Origin of the sequence: Gordonia gummivorans, assembly GCF_022513585.1 — a bacterium.
Classification (GTDB): domain Bacteria; phylum Actinomycetota; class Actinomycetes; order Mycobacteriales; family Mycobacteriaceae; genus Gordonia.
Genome location: NZ_JAKWBF010000021.1, coordinates 1 through 16,112, shown reverse-complemented (window position 1 = coordinate 16,112; position 16,112 = coordinate 1). Strand labels below are relative to the sequence as shown.

The 16,112-nt window shown below is 65.5% G+C and carries 16 protein-coding genes and 2 pseudogenes; 12 read left to right on the top strand and 6 right to left on the bottom strand.

The window, feature by feature from the left end:
- Window positions 1–14: 14 nt before the first annotated feature.
- From mutM to MKW15_RS15745, 4 genes are all read left to right on the top strand, one after another.
- Window positions 15–935 carry a bifunctional DNA-formamidopyrimidine glycosylase/DNA-(apurinic or apyrimidinic site) lyase gene (gene mutM, locus MKW15_RS15760; RefSeq protein ID WP_240859926.1) on the top strand — a complete coding sequence of 307 codons (921 nt, stop codon included), beginning with the start codon at window positions 15–17 and terminating at the stop codon, window positions 933–935.
- Between the two features lie 171 nt (window positions 936–1,106).
- Entirely contained in the window at window positions 1,107–1,262 is a 156-nt protein-coding gene (locus tag MKW15_RS15755; protein ID WP_240859925.1) for a hypothetical protein, read from the top strand.
- Between the two features lie 457 nt (window positions 1,263–1,719).
- Window positions 1,720–3,720, top strand: a complete 2,001-nt coding sequence (locus MKW15_RS15750; protein ID WP_240859922.1) for an N-6 DNA methylase — start codon at window positions 1,720–1,722, stop codon at window positions 3,718–3,720.
- Window positions 3,717–5,057, top strand: a complete 1,341-nt coding sequence (locus MKW15_RS15745; protein ID WP_240859921.1) for a restriction endonuclease subunit S domain-containing protein — start codon at window positions 3,717–3,719, stop codon at window positions 5,055–5,057. Before MKW15_RS15750 ends, MKW15_RS15745 begins: the two co-directional genes overlap by 4 nt.
- Before the next feature lie 50 nt (window positions 5,058–5,107).
- On the opposite strand, the gene MKW15_RS15740 is transcribed toward MKW15_RS15745, so the two are convergent.
- Window positions 5,108–6,046 (bottom strand): DUF3825 domain-containing protein, encoded by a 939-nt coding sequence (locus MKW15_RS15740; RefSeq protein WP_240859918.1) that lies wholly within the window; start codon window positions 6,044–6,046, stop codon window positions 5,108–5,110.
- Between the two features lie 271 nt (window positions 6,047–6,317).
- On the opposite strand from MKW15_RS15740, the gene MKW15_RS15735 reads away from it, so the two are divergent.
- The 4 genes from MKW15_RS15735 to MKW15_RS15720 are packed head-to-tail and all read left to right on the top strand — an operon-like array spanning window position 6,318 to window position 9,104.
- Entirely contained in the window at window positions 6,318–6,905 is a 588-nt protein-coding gene (locus MKW15_RS15735) for a recombinase family protein (protein ID WP_226513064.1), read from the top strand.
- On the top strand, window positions 6,902–7,534 hold the full coding sequence (locus tag MKW15_RS15730; RefSeq protein WP_226513065.1) for a hypothetical protein: 633 nt from the start codon (window positions 6,902–6,904) through the stop codon (window positions 7,532–7,534). Before MKW15_RS15735 ends, MKW15_RS15730 begins: the two co-directional genes overlap by 4 nt.
- Before the next feature lie 32 nt (window positions 7,535–7,566).
- Window positions 7,567–8,100: a DUF6932 family protein gene (locus tag MKW15_RS15725; RefSeq protein ID WP_226513066.1), complete on the top strand. Its 534-nt coding sequence runs from the start codon at window positions 7,567–7,569 to the stop codon at window positions 8,098–8,100.
- Entirely contained in the window at window positions 8,100–9,104 is a 1,005-nt protein-coding gene (locus tag MKW15_RS15720) for a hypothetical protein (protein WP_226513067.1), read from the top strand. The genes MKW15_RS15725 and MKW15_RS15720 overlap by 1 nt, the downstream gene beginning before the upstream one ends.
- A gap of 260 nt (window positions 9,105–9,364) precedes the next feature.
- Here the strand turns inward: MKW15_RS15720 and MKW15_RS15715 are convergent, their stop codons facing one another.
- Both MKW15_RS15715 and MKW15_RS15710 read right to left on the bottom strand, forming a co-directional pair.
- Window positions 9,365–11,317, bottom strand: coding sequence for a relaxase family protein (locus tag MKW15_RS15715; RefSeq protein WP_226513068.1), 1,953 nt, complete (start codon window positions 11,315–11,317; stop codon window positions 9,365–9,367).
- A gap of 2 nt (window positions 11,318–11,319) precedes the next feature.
- Complete coding sequence (locus MKW15_RS15710) at window positions 11,320–12,009, bottom strand: hypothetical protein (RefSeq protein ID WP_226513069.1); 690 nt, start codon at window positions 12,007–12,009, stop codon at window positions 11,320–11,322.
- 412 nt (window positions 12,010–12,421) lie between these two features.
- On the opposite strand from MKW15_RS15710, the gene MKW15_RS15705 reads away from it, so the two are divergent.
- On the top strand, window positions 12,422–12,562 hold the full coding sequence (locus MKW15_RS15705) for a hypothetical protein (RefSeq protein WP_240859916.1): 141 nt from the start codon (window positions 12,422–12,424) through the stop codon (window positions 12,560–12,562).
- Window positions 12,563–12,740: 178 nt separating this feature from the next.
- Here MKW15_RS15705 and MKW15_RS15700 read toward each other — a convergent pair whose 3' ends face one another.
- Entirely contained in the window at window positions 12,741–12,899 is a 159-nt protein-coding gene (locus tag MKW15_RS15700; protein WP_226513070.1) for a hypothetical protein, read from the bottom strand.
- A 187-nt stretch (window positions 12,900–13,086) separates the two neighbouring features.
- On the opposite strand from MKW15_RS15700, the gene MKW15_RS15695 reads away from it, so the two are divergent.
- The 3 genes from MKW15_RS15695 to MKW15_RS15685 all read left to right on the top strand — a co-directional run bounded on the left by MKW15_RS15695 (window position 13,087) and on the right by MKW15_RS15685 (window position 14,875).
- Window positions 13,087–13,410 (top strand): ParB family protein, encoded by a 324-nt coding sequence (locus MKW15_RS15695; RefSeq protein ID WP_240859914.1) that lies wholly within the window; start codon window positions 13,087–13,089, stop codon window positions 13,408–13,410.
- Window positions 13,411–13,823: 413 nt separating this feature from the next.
- The gene (locus MKW15_RS15690; RefSeq protein ID WP_240859912.1) at window positions 13,824–14,288 is read left to right on the top strand and encodes a type II toxin-antitoxin system Phd/YefM family antitoxin; all 465 of its coding nucleotides are present in this window, start codon (window positions 13,824–13,826) and stop codon (window positions 14,286–14,288) included.
- A 437-nt stretch (window positions 14,289–14,725) separates the two neighbouring features.
- Window positions 14,726–14,875: a hypothetical protein gene (locus tag MKW15_RS15685; protein WP_240859911.1), complete on the top strand. Its 150-nt coding sequence runs from the start codon at window positions 14,726–14,728 to the stop codon at window positions 14,873–14,875.
- 44 nt (window positions 14,876–14,919) lie between these two features.
- Here MKW15_RS15685 and MKW15_RS24675 read toward each other — a convergent pair.
- Both MKW15_RS24675 and MKW15_RS15680 read right to left on the bottom strand, forming a co-directional pair.
- Window positions 14,920–14,976: pseudogene (locus MKW15_RS24675) on the bottom strand (hypothetical protein); the annotation flags it as partial.
- 704 nt (window positions 14,977–15,680) lie between these two features.
- Window positions 15,681–16,112, bottom strand: a pseudogene (locus MKW15_RS15680) (primase C-terminal domain-containing protein); the annotation flags it as partial.

The window sequence follows — 16,112 nt, the reverse complement described above, 5'->3', positions numbered from 1 at the left end:
ATCTCAGCGACGCGATGCCTGAACTGCCGGAGGTCGAGACTGTTCGTCGTGGCCTGGAAGCACATCTCGTGGGACGTCGCCTGCGCACGACGGAGGTTCTGCATCCGCGAGCGGCCCGTCGCCATGTCGCCGGCGATCTCGATCTCACGGGACGCCTGCGCGATGCCGAGGTGCTCGGAGTCCGACGTCGGGGCAAGTACATGTGGCTCGACGTCGGCCGGGGAGACGACCGCGCGGCCGTGGTGGTTCACCTCGGTATGAGCGGGCAGATGCTCATCGCTCGGGCCGGTGCCCCAGACCACACACATCTGCGTATCCGCGCCGCACTCGACGACGGAAACGAGCTTCGGTTCGTGGACCAGCGCACGTTCGGCGGCTGGCACGTCGACGACTATGTCGGCGACACTGGCCCCGCTCGCTTCGCTCCCGGCGGCCACACTGAAGATGCTGCCGGACAGCATGATTCGATCCCTGAGTCGATCGCGCACATCGCCCGCGACCCGTTCGACGACCGATTCGACCCGGCGGCGGTGATCGCGGTGATCCGCACCAAGCACAGCGAGATCAAGCGCGTGCTGCTCGACCAGACGGTGATCTCCGGTGTCGGTAACATCTACGCCGACGAAGCGTTGTGGCGGGCCAGGTTGCACGGCAGCCGGATCGCGGACGGGATCAGTCGCGCCAAGCTCACCGAGTTGCTCACCGCGGTGTCTGACGTGATGGCGGAGGCGCTGGAGGTCGGCGGTACCTCCTTCGACGCGCTCTACGTCAACGTGAACGGCCAGTCCGGGTACTTCAGCAGAGAACTACATTCATACGGCAGGGAAGGCCTCCCGTGCCATCGTTGCGGCACGCTAATCAGGCGCGAGGCGTTCATGAACCGCAGCTCGTTCTACTGCCCGAGGTGTCAGCCCGTCGCTCGTCGCCGTGCGTGATTCGGTCGCCCTTCGTCCGTGAACGGTCCGTGACAGCGGCACAGCCGCTGAGGGGGTGCCTCCTAGACAGCCCAACCGTCGAGGAGGAACCACACGGCCACGAACACCGCCCACGCCGACCACGCCCCATCGTGTTGGATCGGCTGCCTCGCCTGACCTGGGCATGTCCTCATGGACATTCCGAACCTGTACGCCGTTGTCCAGACCCGTCCGCTGCTCATCACACATGATGTCGCCGTGATCGGCCTCGAATCATGGATGATCGCGGGCGACGTGCTCGCCGTCCGACCACGGCCCTGGCCACCCTCGACGACCCGGACCAGGTGAGGCAAGTTCACGGGCGCCCGCGCCGTCGACCGTGGCAACCGCCGGCACCGTGTGATGACCTGTCGCTATGGGAGCCCGGTACACGCCTGCAGGATCTCATCGACAAGATCGCGCCGTGCATTGAACCCTAGTCCGACGACGACATCCCCGATCCCGACACGACCTCGTGATCAGCGCTGCGACGAGACTCAGCCCGAGCTGTCGCCCCGGCGCTTTCCGGTACCAATCGGGCGCGTCGATCCCCGCATCCCAGAGCGACCTCTGCTGCGCGAGCAGGGATTCGACCGTCTCCCACATGCCCGCCGGCGGGTCCGGCAGATCGTCGCTCACCGGCTCAACGTTACGACGATCCGTAGACAGTTTGGGTCATCAGTCCACACCGGGTAGCCAGGTCGTCCTACCACCCAGCTCAGTGGGTATGGTCGAGCGCCCCGAGACGATGCGGCATGATTGCCCAATGACCAACAGTGTCGCACCACTGGCCCCATCCGTAACACCGGCGGGTTCTGTGCCCGAGGGCAAACGACGGGACTTCCTTACCGGAGAGCTGGTCAAGGACACCCCCGAGGAGTATGTCCGCCAGAACATCGAAAAGGCGCTGGTCCGCCAGTACAAGTACGCCGCGGTCGACTGCGAGCCCGAGTTCACCATCAAGGTCGGCAGCTCGAAGAAGCGTGTGGACATAGTGGTGTTCCCCGCAGGGGAGGCGCATACCCAGGCGAATGCGCGCATCCTGGTCGAGACCAAGCGCCCCGAGGTCAAGGCGACCAGCCGCACCGACGGCATCGGACAGCTCCAGTCCTACATGGCCGCATGCCTCAACGCCGAGTACGGGATGTGGACCAACGGCGACGATCGCTTCTGCTACGCCAAGCGGCCTGACGGCAAAGGGGGTTGGAAGTTCGAGGAGATCATCGAGATCCCCGCCTTCGGCCAGACCGAGGAGGACGCCCAGCGCCCCGACCGCAAAAGCCTGGTGGTCGGCACCGCCGACAATTTGCTGTTCGCCTTCCGCCGCTGCCACAACTACATCGCCGCGCACGAGGGCAAGCAGAAGACTGAGGCATTCTGGGAGCTGCTCAAGCTCATCTTCACCAAAATCGAGGACGAGCGCTCGCCCAAGATCAACTTCTACGCGACCCCGAGTGAACGGGCCAACGCCACCTTGGCCAGTTCGGCGAAGAAACGCATCGAGACCTTGTTCAAGAGCAAAGTCGTCAAGAAGTACCCCGGTATCTTCGAGGAGCGCGACGAGGTCATCGACCTGAGTCCCGCGGTCGTCGCCTACGTCGTGACCCAGTTGCAGAACTATTCACTGCTGCTATCGCCCGTCGACGTCAAGGGGGTTGCCTACGAGGAGATCGTCGGTTCCAACTTGCGCGGCGACCGCGGCGAGTTCTTCACACCCCGCAACGCCTGCCGCATGGCCGTGGCCATGCTCGATCCTCAGCCCGACGAGCGTGTGCTCGATCCATCGTGCGGTACCGGGGGCTTTCTCATCACCGCCATGAACCATGCGCTGGCAGTGATCGAGAGAGAGCAGCGCGACCAGTGGGCCGACCCCTCCAACGGTTCCGATCTGGAACGCCAGGAGTTGTACAAACGACGCAGCGACTACCTCTCTCAGTGCGTCTTCGGCATCGACTTGAACCCGGCTCTCGTGCGCGCTGCCAAGATGAACATGGTCATGAACAACGACGGTTCGGGCGGGCTGTGGCAGGCCAACACCCTGGTCAACCCACACTCGTGGAATCCCACTCTCCGCCAACGCATCCCACTCGGCAGCATCGACGTCATAGTCTCGAACCCGCCGTTTGGCGCCAACATCCCAATCGACGACGACGAGGTGCTGTCCCAGTACGACCTGGCCTCGGTGTGGGACGAGGCCGACGACGGCGACTTCTCGATGAGGCTCGACAAGCATCAGGTGCCGGTCCTGCAGAAGTCCCAGCCGCCGGAGATCCTGTTCATCGAGCGATGCCTGCAGCTGCTCAAGCCCGGCACCGGGCGTATGGCGATGGTCATCCCCAACGGCATCCTCAACAACCCGGGTCTGACCTACGTCCGTCGCTGGATTCTCACCCGCGCACAGATACTCGCCGTCGTCGACATGGACCGCGACCTCTTCCAGCCCAAGAACGACACCCAGACCTCGATGGTCCTCATGCGGCGCCTATCGGCCGACGAGGAGGCCGAAGCCGAGACCACAGGCCTGGACTATCCGGTCTTCATGGCCATCGCCGAGAAGATCGGGCACGACAAGCGCGGCAACACCATCTACCGCCGAACCGCTGACGGCGAGGATGTTCTGATCACGCGCACCGAAGAGATCAGCGAGATCGACCCGGGAACCGGAGCAGAAGTCCTGCAGGACATCACCGTGACCGAGAAGGACCCCGACGACGACCTGCCCGCCGTCGCTCTCGCCTACCACGAGTGGCTCGAGAAGCAGCAGTGAAGGCATCGAGCGTCTCATCGGCCAACTTGCACGGCGTTGGCCGGCTCGATGCCGGCTATTACCTCAGCGGCGCCGACGCGATCCGGGACCGCATCTCCACGGCCACCGGGGTGACCCGGCATCTGGTCGGTTCGCTCGGAGATGTATACGCCCCCAGTCGATTCAAACGCACCTACGCGGTCCCCGGAGAGGACGCGGTGTCATACCTGCGTCCCTACGATGTCTTCGAGTACTTGCCACCCGAGGCTGACCGACTGTCGGTATCGCGCACGGTGAACCTCGAGAACTACCTCATTGCGGAGGGCGATATCCTCCAGACCTGTTCGGGCCGCAACCTGGGACCTGTCACCATCGCTGATGCGTATCTCGCCCAGTTCGCCCTGTCCCATGACATGGTGCGAATCCGCATCCATGACGAGGTCGAACGACACTACACGCTGGCCTTTCTGCGCAGCCAAACCGGCCAGCACCTGCTCCGCGGCGATCTCGGTGGATCAGTCATCAGCCACATCACCACAGACCACATCAGTGCGCTCACCGTGCCTTTCGTCGACGGCCTGGTCAACACCGTCGCATCGGACGTGCGCAAGGCGGTTAAACTGCGCGAAACGGCCCGACAGACTCTCCACCAAGCAGTTAGCGACCTCAACCACAAGTTCCCCAACCCCGTCGCAGACCAGCGGAGTGGCTGGACAGTCACCGCCGCCTCCCTGGCCGTCCGCCTCGACGCGGCGTTCCACTCTGACAAGGCCGCAGCCGCACGGGAGCTGCTCACTTCGAATGGCGGCGTCGCACTGTCCGACGTCGCGACCGTCGCCAAACCCGGCGGGCGCCCGAAACTGGTCTACGTCGACGCCGACCATGGTGCGCCATTCCTGTCCGGGCGTCAGATCCTGCAGTGCGACGTCGTTGCCGCGAAATACCTCTCGACGCATGGCAACAGCACCATCGACGAGCGATTTGAGCTGGAGACAGGCAGTGTCATCTTCCAGGCCGACGGCCGCGCAGAGGAGAGCCTAGGCTACCCCTCCCTCGTGGCCGCCGACCGACACGGATGGCTCGCTTCCGGCCATGTCGGTCGCGCGCGTCCTGAGAAGAAGGCCGACGCCGGGTGGATCTGGGCAGCGATGGCCAGCGACGCCGTGCGAACGCAGGTGGCGGCACTGAGCTGCGGTTCAGTCGTCGATGCCCTGTACCCCGACGATCTCCGCAGCGTGATACTGCCGCCCCGCGAATCTATCGACGCCAAGGCAGTCACGGAGGCGTGGAACGACATGTCCAAGAGCACCCAGCTGTTCACCAAGGCCTCGGCAGCCATCGACGACGCTCTCGGCTGAGTCTTTCAGCTCATACAAACGGGCAAAGTAGCGGATGGGGTACTGGCCCACTACGACTCAGCAGCCTCATCCGAACCCCCGCGAAGCGGAGCCGCCCTCGGCGCCAACCAGTCGCTATCCGGACGCGCGACGAGTCGCGCATTGGTGTAGGCCATGTCCAGCGTCAGCACGGTGTGACCCCGATAGGCCCGTTCACCGACGGCGGACACCACCAACGCCAGGTCCGCACTGCCGTCGCCGGTGAGATCTAGTGGCATCAGGAACTGCGCCCCGACCTCACCCAACTTCGGATACCACTGCGGGATGACGAGCTTGTGGTTGCGGCGCACCCGTCGCAGCGTCAGGTTCACCGCCGAATCGAGTGCTTGCTTTGCCCGTAGGGGCTGAGCAGCGAGGTCCGCAGGGAAACGGTCGATGTTGTCGTTGATGATGTGGTCGTAGGCGAGCTTCAACTCCCGCCTCCAGTCATAGACCAGTTCAGAGGCCGAGGTTACATACTCAGCCATCTGCGGTGGGTCAGGGAAGTGCTTCAAGAGATCTCGGTCGGACTCGCTGGCCCACCGCAGGAAGTACCAGTGCTGCGCGTTCTCGTGTTTGTTGCGCTGGAACAGTCCGAATATCTCCTCGGCATGCGGCGTCAGTAGGCCGGTGTTCAATGCCGTCCACTCGCCGTCGGCCGTGACAACGATCTTGTCCTCCATGACTAGCCGCTTGTGCGTGTACCGCAGGAAGCTGTCCAGGATCGGCAGCGGTCGCGCGGTATCACCGGAACCCACCCACTCCTCGGGCTCCGCCATCGATGCGAGAGACGCCAGGGCGTCGGCCCATGCGAGTCGGCCAAGCTCTGGGCCTTCGGCCTGCTCAGTGCCGCGATACGGGAAAAAAGCGAACGACCTGAGACGCTCATCGTGCCCCTCGGTCACCGGTCCTATACCGCTACCCGCGGTGCGCCGCTGGGCCACATCTCCTGGCGTCGGAACTGTGCTCATCCGTAGACACTAACCATCGAAACAGCGACATCACAGAAGAAGTGGGCAAGATCCCGGTCTTGCGGTCCTGACGCCGGATCTCGGCCGTATGGGCGCCACGGTGAGGCAGCGCGCGAGCTCTTAGGGTCTGTGACGAGTTTCTACGGGATGTCCGGAAGCCGGTCGGTGAACGAACGCCTCGCACCCCGCGGTCCACCAATCCCGACGGGCGTTCGTAAGGCCTGTACGGAAAGCGTCGCGGTTAAGGTACCTCCAACGTACACTTGAGGCAATGAAGATCGGGTATGCGCGCGTCAGCACCGACCGCCAGGACCTCACCGCGCAGATCAATGAGCTGGTTTCCCTCGGCGTCGACGAGAAGAACATCTACTCCGACCCCGGTTTCACCGGGACCAATCGTCAGCGGCCCGGCCTAGCACAGGCGCTGGCTGCCGCGAGCCACCCCGGCGCGGAGTTCGTCGTCACAAAGCTCGACCGGCTGGCCCGCTCGATCCGTGACGCGAAGGACATCGCCGACCAGCTCGTCGCCAATGGCGCCGTGCTCCAGATCGGACGCAGCGCCTACGACCCGGGCGACGCGATGGGCAAGATGATGTTCAACATCATGGCCACGTTCGCGGAGTTCGAGGCCGACCTCATCCGTCAGCGCACCAAGGAGGGCATGGCCGTGGCCAAGGCTCGGGGCCGGCTCAAGGGCAAGAAGCCCAAGCTGCCGCCGAACCAGGAGAAGCGTCTGGTCGAGCTGCACGCGTCCGGCGAGTACTCCATCACCGAGCTGGCCGCGGACTTCGGGATCAGTCGAGCCACCGTGCACCGAGCCGTGGAGCGGGCGAAGCAAGTTCGGGTGGTCGTCTCGTGATTGGTCCGCTCCTGGGCTTCCTCATCGGCCTGCTCACCATCCTGGTTGTCGGATTGGCGGGTCGGCGGCGGGACGCGGCGCTCCAGCTGATTGGCGCCCATCGCGAGCTTACGAGCGACCGGACGAACGGCGCCCGTGGACGGCTATATCGGATCAATGACGGAGAAGACCCTGCGCAGGTCTACGCGAACGAGGTGCCCGCGCGGCGCGGCAATCTGTCAGCCTTACAGATCGACGACTACTTCGTGCTTGTGTACGCGATTGAGGCCGCCGGCACCGCCGTGGAAGTCGCGTGCCAGCGACGCGGCCCCGACTGGTGGCAAACGGCAGCCCAACTCGTCCGGGGAGTACTACCAAAGGCGCGAGCTCAATCCCTTAGATGGCACGTCGGCGCGATCATGGAAACCGTTCTCAGGTGGCGCGAAACCGCGGTGCGGGGTGGCGAGCTCAAGGACTCCGGCGCCTTCGAGAGTCTGCGAGAACACTGCGTTAACCTCCGCCGCTACGCACTGCTGGAGAATGCGCTGGTCCCGTCGGAGTGGGCCACCGACCAGCCGAACCTGCCATCGTCAACGACTCAGAACCCGAGGCCTGGTAGCCCGGTCGGCACGCCCGCGAGGGAGACCTAAACCGAGGGCATTGACGCTGATATGAATGTCAGGTGGCAACTACCGGGCCCGGACTTCCCGACTTCATCGACGGTGCCGACGGCTATCGTGTCCTGCCTCCCGGCCGCCATCCCTGCTCCCTAGGCGACTTCGCCGATCGCTTTGTGCACGCGCGCACCATCGATCGAGCGCGTCGTCAGCTGATACTCGACGACTTCCTGACCTATCGCGAACAGCAGGTCCGTTGCGGCCTCGCGATCATCAGCTACTGGATCGACGGCAGCTTCACCTCGGACAAGATCGACCCCGGCGACATCGACATAACCACCATCGTCGACGGACCGGCCAGTGCCCCAATCGAGGACTTCGACGACTGGCTCAATCCCAAGGACCGATGGAAGACCCTGCCGCACCCACACGTTGGTCGTACCCTTCTGGTAGACGGTTACGCAGTGGTCAAGGTCCCTGACAACCACCCGACCTGCGCCGAGTATCTCCGCACGCGCGGTTACTGGGACGATTGGTGGCAACGCTCTCGCGCGACCGGCGAGGTGGAGCGCAAAGGATTCGTGGAGGTGAGGTTCTGATGGGCATCACCGACCATGACCTGTTCGCGATGGAAGAACAGCTCGCAGCCATCTCCAGAGGCGGACGTGGCAGCGACGACTGGATGACCGCCGCCAACGCGGACTCCGCGGCGGCCCTGCACGATCTCGTCCGGGAGTCTCGCCTACGCAACCGTGAGGGAGTCATCGCCCGCTTCCACGAGGGCGAGGTCGTCGGACACACCGCGCCGGCCCACCAGATTCTGCGCGCCTCGTACGAGTTCAACGACGCTGTCATCGCGGTGGCCAACGACTCGCTGCCCAAGCCCTTCCCCTCGGTGAACGACGCGGCCCGCGAGAAGCTGGGCATGCTGATGCGACCGGTGCTGATCGGCTCGATCCAGATCGACCTCGTGTGCCCGGACCCCACAACGCACGAGGACGGCGAGCGCCCCGCCGAGACGCCTGATCAGACCATGATGGGCGAACTCGACGAACTCCAGACATCCACCGCGACAGCACTTTCCCGCGTGCTCGCGGTCCTGCGCGGATCGGCCGACATGCACGATCACGAGGCGTTCGCCGCGCGCGCCGACGCGATCGGACCCGTCGCCTGGGGCAAAATCGCCAAACTGTCGGCGCGGTGCGTCGATGGAGACTTCACTATCGACTTCCGATCCCGGACTACCACCGACTGGTTCTCGTTCTCGCCAGCGCAGGCATCGGCGCTGCGGACGTTCATCAGACAGCGCGAGTTGTCGACCATCAACGCGACCTACAGCGGAAAGTGGCGGACCGCCAGCAGCGTGAGGTCGGTCTTCGACCTCGACCTCGACGACGGAACACGCATCAGCGGCACCGTTCCGAAGGATCTGCGGGCAAGGTCGATCGCACTCATCGAACATCGCGTCACGGCCGTCATCGCCGAGACCTCTGCCGATGACGACGACACCCGGATCAAGCGAGTGCTCGTCGATATCACTGAAGAAGGTGATTTGACCCCAGAGGGAAAGCAGCCTGACACGGCGCGCGGAGGGGACCGCTGACGCATGTGGCTGCATCTGGCACCACAGAATCGACCAGTCGACACTGCTTAATAGAAGTCTCGGTAGACGTTTGGGTGAATGCCGTTCCGGACGCCCAGCGGCAGCGCGTGACAACCCTACGCGGTGACTGGCCCCTATCGCCGTTGATCTGCGGTCTGAATCAAGATGGCGACGACTCCGACGATGGTCACGAGGACGAGAGTTCTGACGGTGGACCGCGGCCCGGGCGGTCCGCTCGTCTTTCGTGCTCGGCGTGTACGTCACAGCCCGAACCCCTTGTCTTTACGCTTTTCTCGCGATCGCGCTTTCTGCCGCTCGGCACGGTCGGCGAGATTCTGCCGGTCCTGGCGTCCGGCCCGACGCGCCTGGCCGACGGTGACGTCATCGGTACGGCCCGGGCCGTGCGCGACATCGGTTTTCATCTGCTCCCACGCATTGGTGACCGCAGGTTTCCCGTCGGCACCGGTCACTCGATGCGGTGTGCCGTCCGCGTCGTAGGCGACCTTCGGGACCCGGTACCGCGTCAGCGCGACCCGCGCTTTCACTGTGTGTTCGTCGAGCACGCGCTCGGCGGCCTCCTCGGGCGTCAGGCCGGAGACCTCGCGCAGCTGCTCGGCGGCCGCTCGACGATCCTTGCGCGCCGCCTCCAGCTCGTCGGTGACCTCCTGACGCCCCTCGGCGTGACCTCGCTTGAAGCCTTCGACGCGAGCGGCAGTGACGAGGGCGGGCCTCTCGTCGCGCTCCCAGGCCGCCTGGCCGTGCTGCCGTCCGGCGGCCTCGGCTTCGGCGATCACCTGAGGGCGCATCGCAGCCCACTCAGTACGGACTCGTGCGGCCTCGTCTGCGCGGGCCTGACGACGGATCGTCGTCGCCTCATCCTTTGCCGACTGGATCGTCTCAGCGGCGCGGGCTTCGGCTCGGGTGACAGCGGCCTCGCGGGACTCCACCTCGTGTACACGAGATAGCAGGGCAGGGTCGACGTCGACGACGAGGGGCCCGGCGCCGGCGTCGACCGCGGCGGTGACCCGGTCGTCTGTGTCGCGGGTCAGCGTCACACCCTCACCGGCTTCGCCGGTGGCCACGGCCTGCGCGGCCCTGCCTTCGTAGGTGCCGCCGGTCTGGCGGACGTGCGCGGCGTAGGAGTCATCGCCCTGCTGCCACGGCGGCTTGCCGTCCTCGGTGAGGTAGACCGGTCGTGGCCGGTCCTGGGCGAGCGAGCTGGTCGGCACCACCAACGACCGCGCCGGGATCGCCAGCTCTTCGCCGCGCCTCAATGACTGTGCGTTGCGCTCGCACTGCTCGACCACCGCGGCGTACTTGTAATCGTCACCCACCCCCGAGCGGCCGCCCGCGCGGGCCGGCGGCGTGTCGAGCCACTTGTAGGAGACCCCGTCGCCATGGCCGCCGCGGCGCTTGACCTCCACGCCATCGGCGGCCAAGCGTGCGGTGTAGTCGTCCCAGTCGGTCGCCTGGGCACGAGCAATCCGCAGCCGCATTCGCAGTTCGTCGTAGTGAGACAATTTTCCCTCGGCCTGCCGAGCCAAGGTCTTGCGATCGCCGGTGCCCATGCCTGCGGTCCGCGCGTGCTCTCGGCACGACTGCATAAAAGCCTGGTTGTCGTACTGGAAGCGCTGCAGCACGACCTCGTCGGTCACCGCCCGCACGCGGTGAATGTTCTTCATCGCGGAAGAGAACGCGCGACCGGCGGGGTAGTGCACGGTCGAGCTGTTGCCGTCGGCATCGCGCCACGTCAGCTCGACCGCTTCCTCGGCTACATTCGCGATCTGGCAGTGCGAATGCACCTTGCCCTTGACCCAGATCTTCTCGGCGGTCCCGGCCGCCTCCCACCGCCCGTTGTCGGCCTGTGTCACGATCTTGATCTGCCGGCCCGGGAAGGCCCGCGCCATCTGCTCACGGGCGAAATCGTGAGCCAGCCACACTTCGAACTCGCTGTCCGGGTCAAGCTCCTCGTGGGAGTGGCTGAGGATCACATGGTAGGTCTCCAGCTCGAGGCTCGTCTTGGCGAAGTCTTCGCGGACTCGGCCGACGTCCTCGAGAAAGGTCTCGGGCGTGCAGTCGCCGATGGTCGAGCAGTGCGCCACGCGCACGCTCGGCCCGCCAGGGTTGGACTGGTCGTGCGCCGCCGTCGCCGGGCTCAGGTAGAGGTCCAGGCCGTAGGCATTCTTGGTGGCCGAGATCACGGTGGAGACCATGCTCAGTCCTCGGTCTCGAACCGCGCGAGCACGCTCGCGTGCAGCGCCTCGATCGCGGCGCGGTTCTCGTCGAGCGCCTGGCGGGTGCGCTCCAGCTCGTCGGTGATGCTGCCCGGCAGCTCCCGGTACCTGTTGCAGAAAAGCGCCAGCTGGTTGAGATTGACGCCCTGCTTGGTCAGCTCGGATCTGGCCGCGCCGATCGCCGCGGCCAGATCCCGCAGCTCGCCCCGCAGGTTCTTGCGGAGCTCCCGCCGCACAGCGGTCTCCAGGCCGGCGACCTTGCGGCCGACATAGCTCTGCAATGCGCTCTCGACCACTGAGGTGACCGAGCGGCCCTCGGCATGCGCCCGCTTGTGGACGAGGCCGATCACGTCGTCCTCGATCCGCGCCGAGAGCATCGTGCGGCTTGCGCCCGTGCTCTTGCGGACCTTCGCCTCCCTCGCGTCGAAGCGCTTGTCGAGGCGTGCCGCCGTGCGGCACCAGCTCGCCGCCCGCTTCTCGGTCACACCGACCGCTGCCGCGATCGACGAGTACGGCTCGCCCGCGGCTCGCTGCCGCAGTGACTCCGTCACCGCGGACAGCTCCGGCGCCCGGCCCCGGGGGCCGGTCACCTCCGCGGTGACGGCGGTAGCCAGTTCTCCGAGATCGAGGGCCTGCGGCCTCGATCTCTGCGCGCTGTCCACCGCCGTCATGGGGCTACACTACGTCATCGTCAGGCGCTGTGCGCCAGACGATGACGCACTCGGCGAGCATCCACGCCGTCATACAGTCGGCGCTTCGCGCCTCCTGTATGCCGCCCTCGCTTCGCTCGGGGTCGCGTGGGCCCGCCAGGGGCCGCTGCGCGCCCCTGGACCCCAAGGCCGCCCCGAGTGCTGCGTACGGGGGCTACCCGGCCAGGAGCGGGCGGAGCCCTGATCGGCGGCCGACCCGGCCGCCAGCGCCGTCTCGGGTGGGGCCGATGTACCCCGCCCTGACGGACGGAAACGAATGCTCTGCCGCTGGCGCCGTACCCGACTCGCCTCCGTGGGGGTCAGGTGCGCCCCGCCGACAACCAGCACGGGCTGCCTCGCTGTGGTCGGGTGGGGCCGGCGATATTCTGTGGTGGTGAGCGGGCACCCGAAGACCGAGAAGGACGCGTGCGAGGACCGCGACGACCAGGCCGAAGCGAAGCGCCGAGTCTTGGACTCGTCTGAGCGGGTGGCGTCGTGGTCGGCAGAACTCAACCGGCGCTTGTCGGACACTTGAGGGACAGCACTGACGTCCCTTGAGTGAGGGTGTTAGCGGCGCTATCAGTCGATAGACCGCAGTGACGCCCCTTTGGAGCCAGTGCTACCGGCTCTCGCGCGCACAGAATCGCGCGGGACGAGTGCAGGTGCACGTTAGGGACGGTAGTACTGACACTTACCTGACCGCACTATTCCCGTTAAGCCTCCGCGGAGGCACCGCGCGTTGCGACTTCGCGGAGCCAGTCCGGGACATCGCGGCCGTCATACTCGCGGATCTCGATGGCGGCGCGGGCCGCGGCAGCGGCGACTCGAGGGCGTGGCCTGCGCTGCACGAGGTTTTCGTCGGTGTTGGTCATCCTTGGCCCTCCTTGAATGCCTCCGGTTTCAGTGTCCTCCGTCCCGCTGACGCGCACCAGCTCTACAGTTTTCTCGCGGAGACAACGCCGGCAAGGTGTTCGCACTCCGCTCCGCGACGTCTGCTGCCGACGATCTGGTCGAATCAGTAGCTTTATCCAAAACTGCTGCATTGCAGGAGGGCGCATCATGAATGAACCTCAGCGCAACATCAAAGGACTGCACTGGCTTTCCACCGACCAGAAGCTGACCGTCAGGCGCCCGGCGACGGAGCCTTCCGAGAAGAAGCAAACCAACAAGGCCGTCACGATCTATATCTCACCGGAGGTCTACACGAAGGCACGCCTCACCTATCACGCCACACGTTCAGCTGAGGACGACCGCACCTGGTCCCATTTCGTAGAGAAGGCGATTGCGGACGAGGTCGCCCGGCGAGAGCAGCGACACAACGGAGGCGACCCGTTCGGCGGCGTCGACACACCACTATCGCCTGGCCGACCGCTGGCCGACTGACCATGACATTGATGCCAGCGTAGGCTCTTCTTAGCTTAGCGAAGCCACGGACTCGCTCGTTCCGCTAGCCGACCGGGTGTGAGCCCCTCTATTCCGGAAGTATGCCGGCGTCGCGGAGTGACGCCAGATCGTGGCTCTCTGTCGCCCGCGAGAGGCCTGTCACGGCCATGATCTCGGTGCGCGCGGGCACCGTCCCAAATTCGTCGAACTGCTGACCGATGAGCGCCTGAATTCGCGCGCGGTTGGTCCGGCCTTGCGCCCGCTTCCTGCGGTGCTTCTCGCGGCTTCTCGCGCCCTCGCGACTGGACACCTCGTCGTCGCTGTGCCGGGCGAGTGCTCGGTGGGTTGTGGGTTGGGTCGGCGGAGGGCGTTGGGGTGTGGACTTCCGAACACGTTCCGAATATGCTGGCTGCATGACCACCACAGCGTTCCGTACCACGACGCGTCGCTCCTCGGACTTGAGCAAGCACCCCGCCGAGGTCTTCGCTGAGGCTGAAGACCACCCGGTTACGGTCACTCGGCGCGACGGCGAGGACCTCGTGCTGATGTCTCGGCGTGAAGCCGAGGGACGCAACCGCATGCTGGAGTTCGCGGCACAGCTGATTGGCGTGGCAGTAGATGACGACGGGCCCCTCGCCGAGCGGATGTCCAAGCCATTCCCGTGGATGCTCGCGCTCTCCGAGCAGGATCGGGAGACCTGCGCGCAGAACCTTGTGGACGCCGCGCGTGCCTCCTTCTCCACTGACCAGCCGCACCGCGTACTCGCAGAGGTGAATGCTTGGCGTGAGACCGCAACCGCTCTCGCGGCTGGCCTCGGCGGGGATGATGTCGAATGGCTCGATGACGACAGCGACGCCGCAGTCGTCGAGCGTCCGTAGTCGTGGCGAGGCAAGACGACACCGTCCCTCGACCGACGAAGAGGTCCGAGTATGCGATCCGGTACGCGTCGGCCGGCGCCAAGAAAGGGTGGAGGGACCTTGCGGCGACGATTCGCGGCCCACTCGCTGACACCTGGGACTTCCTCACACGCACGCCGACACGGGAGACTCCGACGAACTACCCGCTGCGCGGAGATCTCGCACGAGTGACCCGTAACGGACAGACCCACAACCGCTGGCAGAACAAGCCGACAATCAAGGGCGACGCTCGCATCTGGTTCTACGTGGAAGGACGCACAGTATTCCCGGAGCAGGTGCATACCAGTCATCCGAACGAGACAAAGTAGCTTCCGGCGCGACACTGGGCGGCCGATCAGCGCGGCGGCGCGCGAGGTCGAGGCCCACACTGGAAGCCGGAGAAACCGAGGGGGACAGGGATGACCGACACCGAAAAGCGGCCGCGCCCGGAGGTCGCCGCGGCCGCCGCCCGCGCAGCCATCGCGATCCGCGAGTACGACGGCCGTGAGGTCCCGGACTGGCTCCGTGCAGTCGCCGCAGGCGAGGACGTCACGCCACCTACGGACTGACCGATCGCGTGAGCCCCTCTACTCGGGGAGCAGCCCGCGCTCCGGAGTGAGGCCAGATGCCGGCCCACTGTGGCCCGCGAGAGACCAGTCTCGGCCATGATCTCGGACGCGCGTCGGCACGTGCAGAGAGCCTAGGGATGTCTGCCCGAGTGTTCAAAGTACGAAGCGAACCAAATCAGATGTTTCCGGTTCCCCAGCCCAGGGGACCCGGTAAAGCCGTGCTCATCCCAGTGGTCGCTGGACCACACCCCTTCACTCCCGATTGCGGGGCACTGGCATCGCTCACGCGCCGTTCCTCTTCACAAGAGTTGTCGTACTCGCCGCATTTGGATGCGCAGAGAGCCTAGGGATGTCTGTCCGAGTGTTCAAAGTACGAAGCGAACCAAATCAGATGTTTCCGGTTCCCCAGCCCAGGGGACGCGGTAGGCCGTGCTCATCCCACCGGTCGCTGGACCACGCCACTCCACCGCTACGCCGAGGTCCGCACGTACGTGTTCACCCATGACATGCTGTCGTACAAGGTATTTCTCTTGGTCGACTCACTCCGTCGAAGTCGCGGCCGGAGCGTAGGCCAGGGCCTTGTGGACGGTGCCGACCGAACACCCAAGTTGGGTCGCAATTGCGCGCATCGAAAGACCTGTAGCCCGCAGGGCTCGGATCTTCTTGCGGCGCTCGTGGGCCCGCGCCAGGTACGTCGTGCGGGGCTCTGACGTCCAGCTCTGGACTTGTCGGGGGGACAGGCCCGTTTGTTCGGCGATGTCGCGTGCAGTCCGTCCGCCGCGGTGCAATCGGTCGTCGTAGGCAATCACTGCAGAGCCCCCTGGATAGGCGATCCTGCACGTCGTGCCCGACCACTCCTTCGGCCGCGAGCTGACTGGATCGCCACGAAGGTGGCGCTGTTGACTGTGCGGGAGTCGCGCCAGCCATCGAACTGCCTGCCGTTTACTCCGACTGTGATCCACCTATGGATGCTCGCGACGCATGCGCGCACCTCGGCGACAGGCAGCGGCTCACCGAACTCGGTGTTGATCTCGTAAGCGACCTCGACCAGCCGAGCAAGGAGTAGGTCCGCGTCCTCAGAGGTCGGGTACTCGTTGCGCAGCCGGATCCGGCGTGCCTCCTGATACGCCCACACGCGCGCCGAATCAAAGAGCGAGCAGTTCCTGCCGAGCCCTACGGGATTTTCACGCCGCGCCTTCTGGCTTCGCCAGTTCGCCGGCGGCATCCGGGCGCCGAG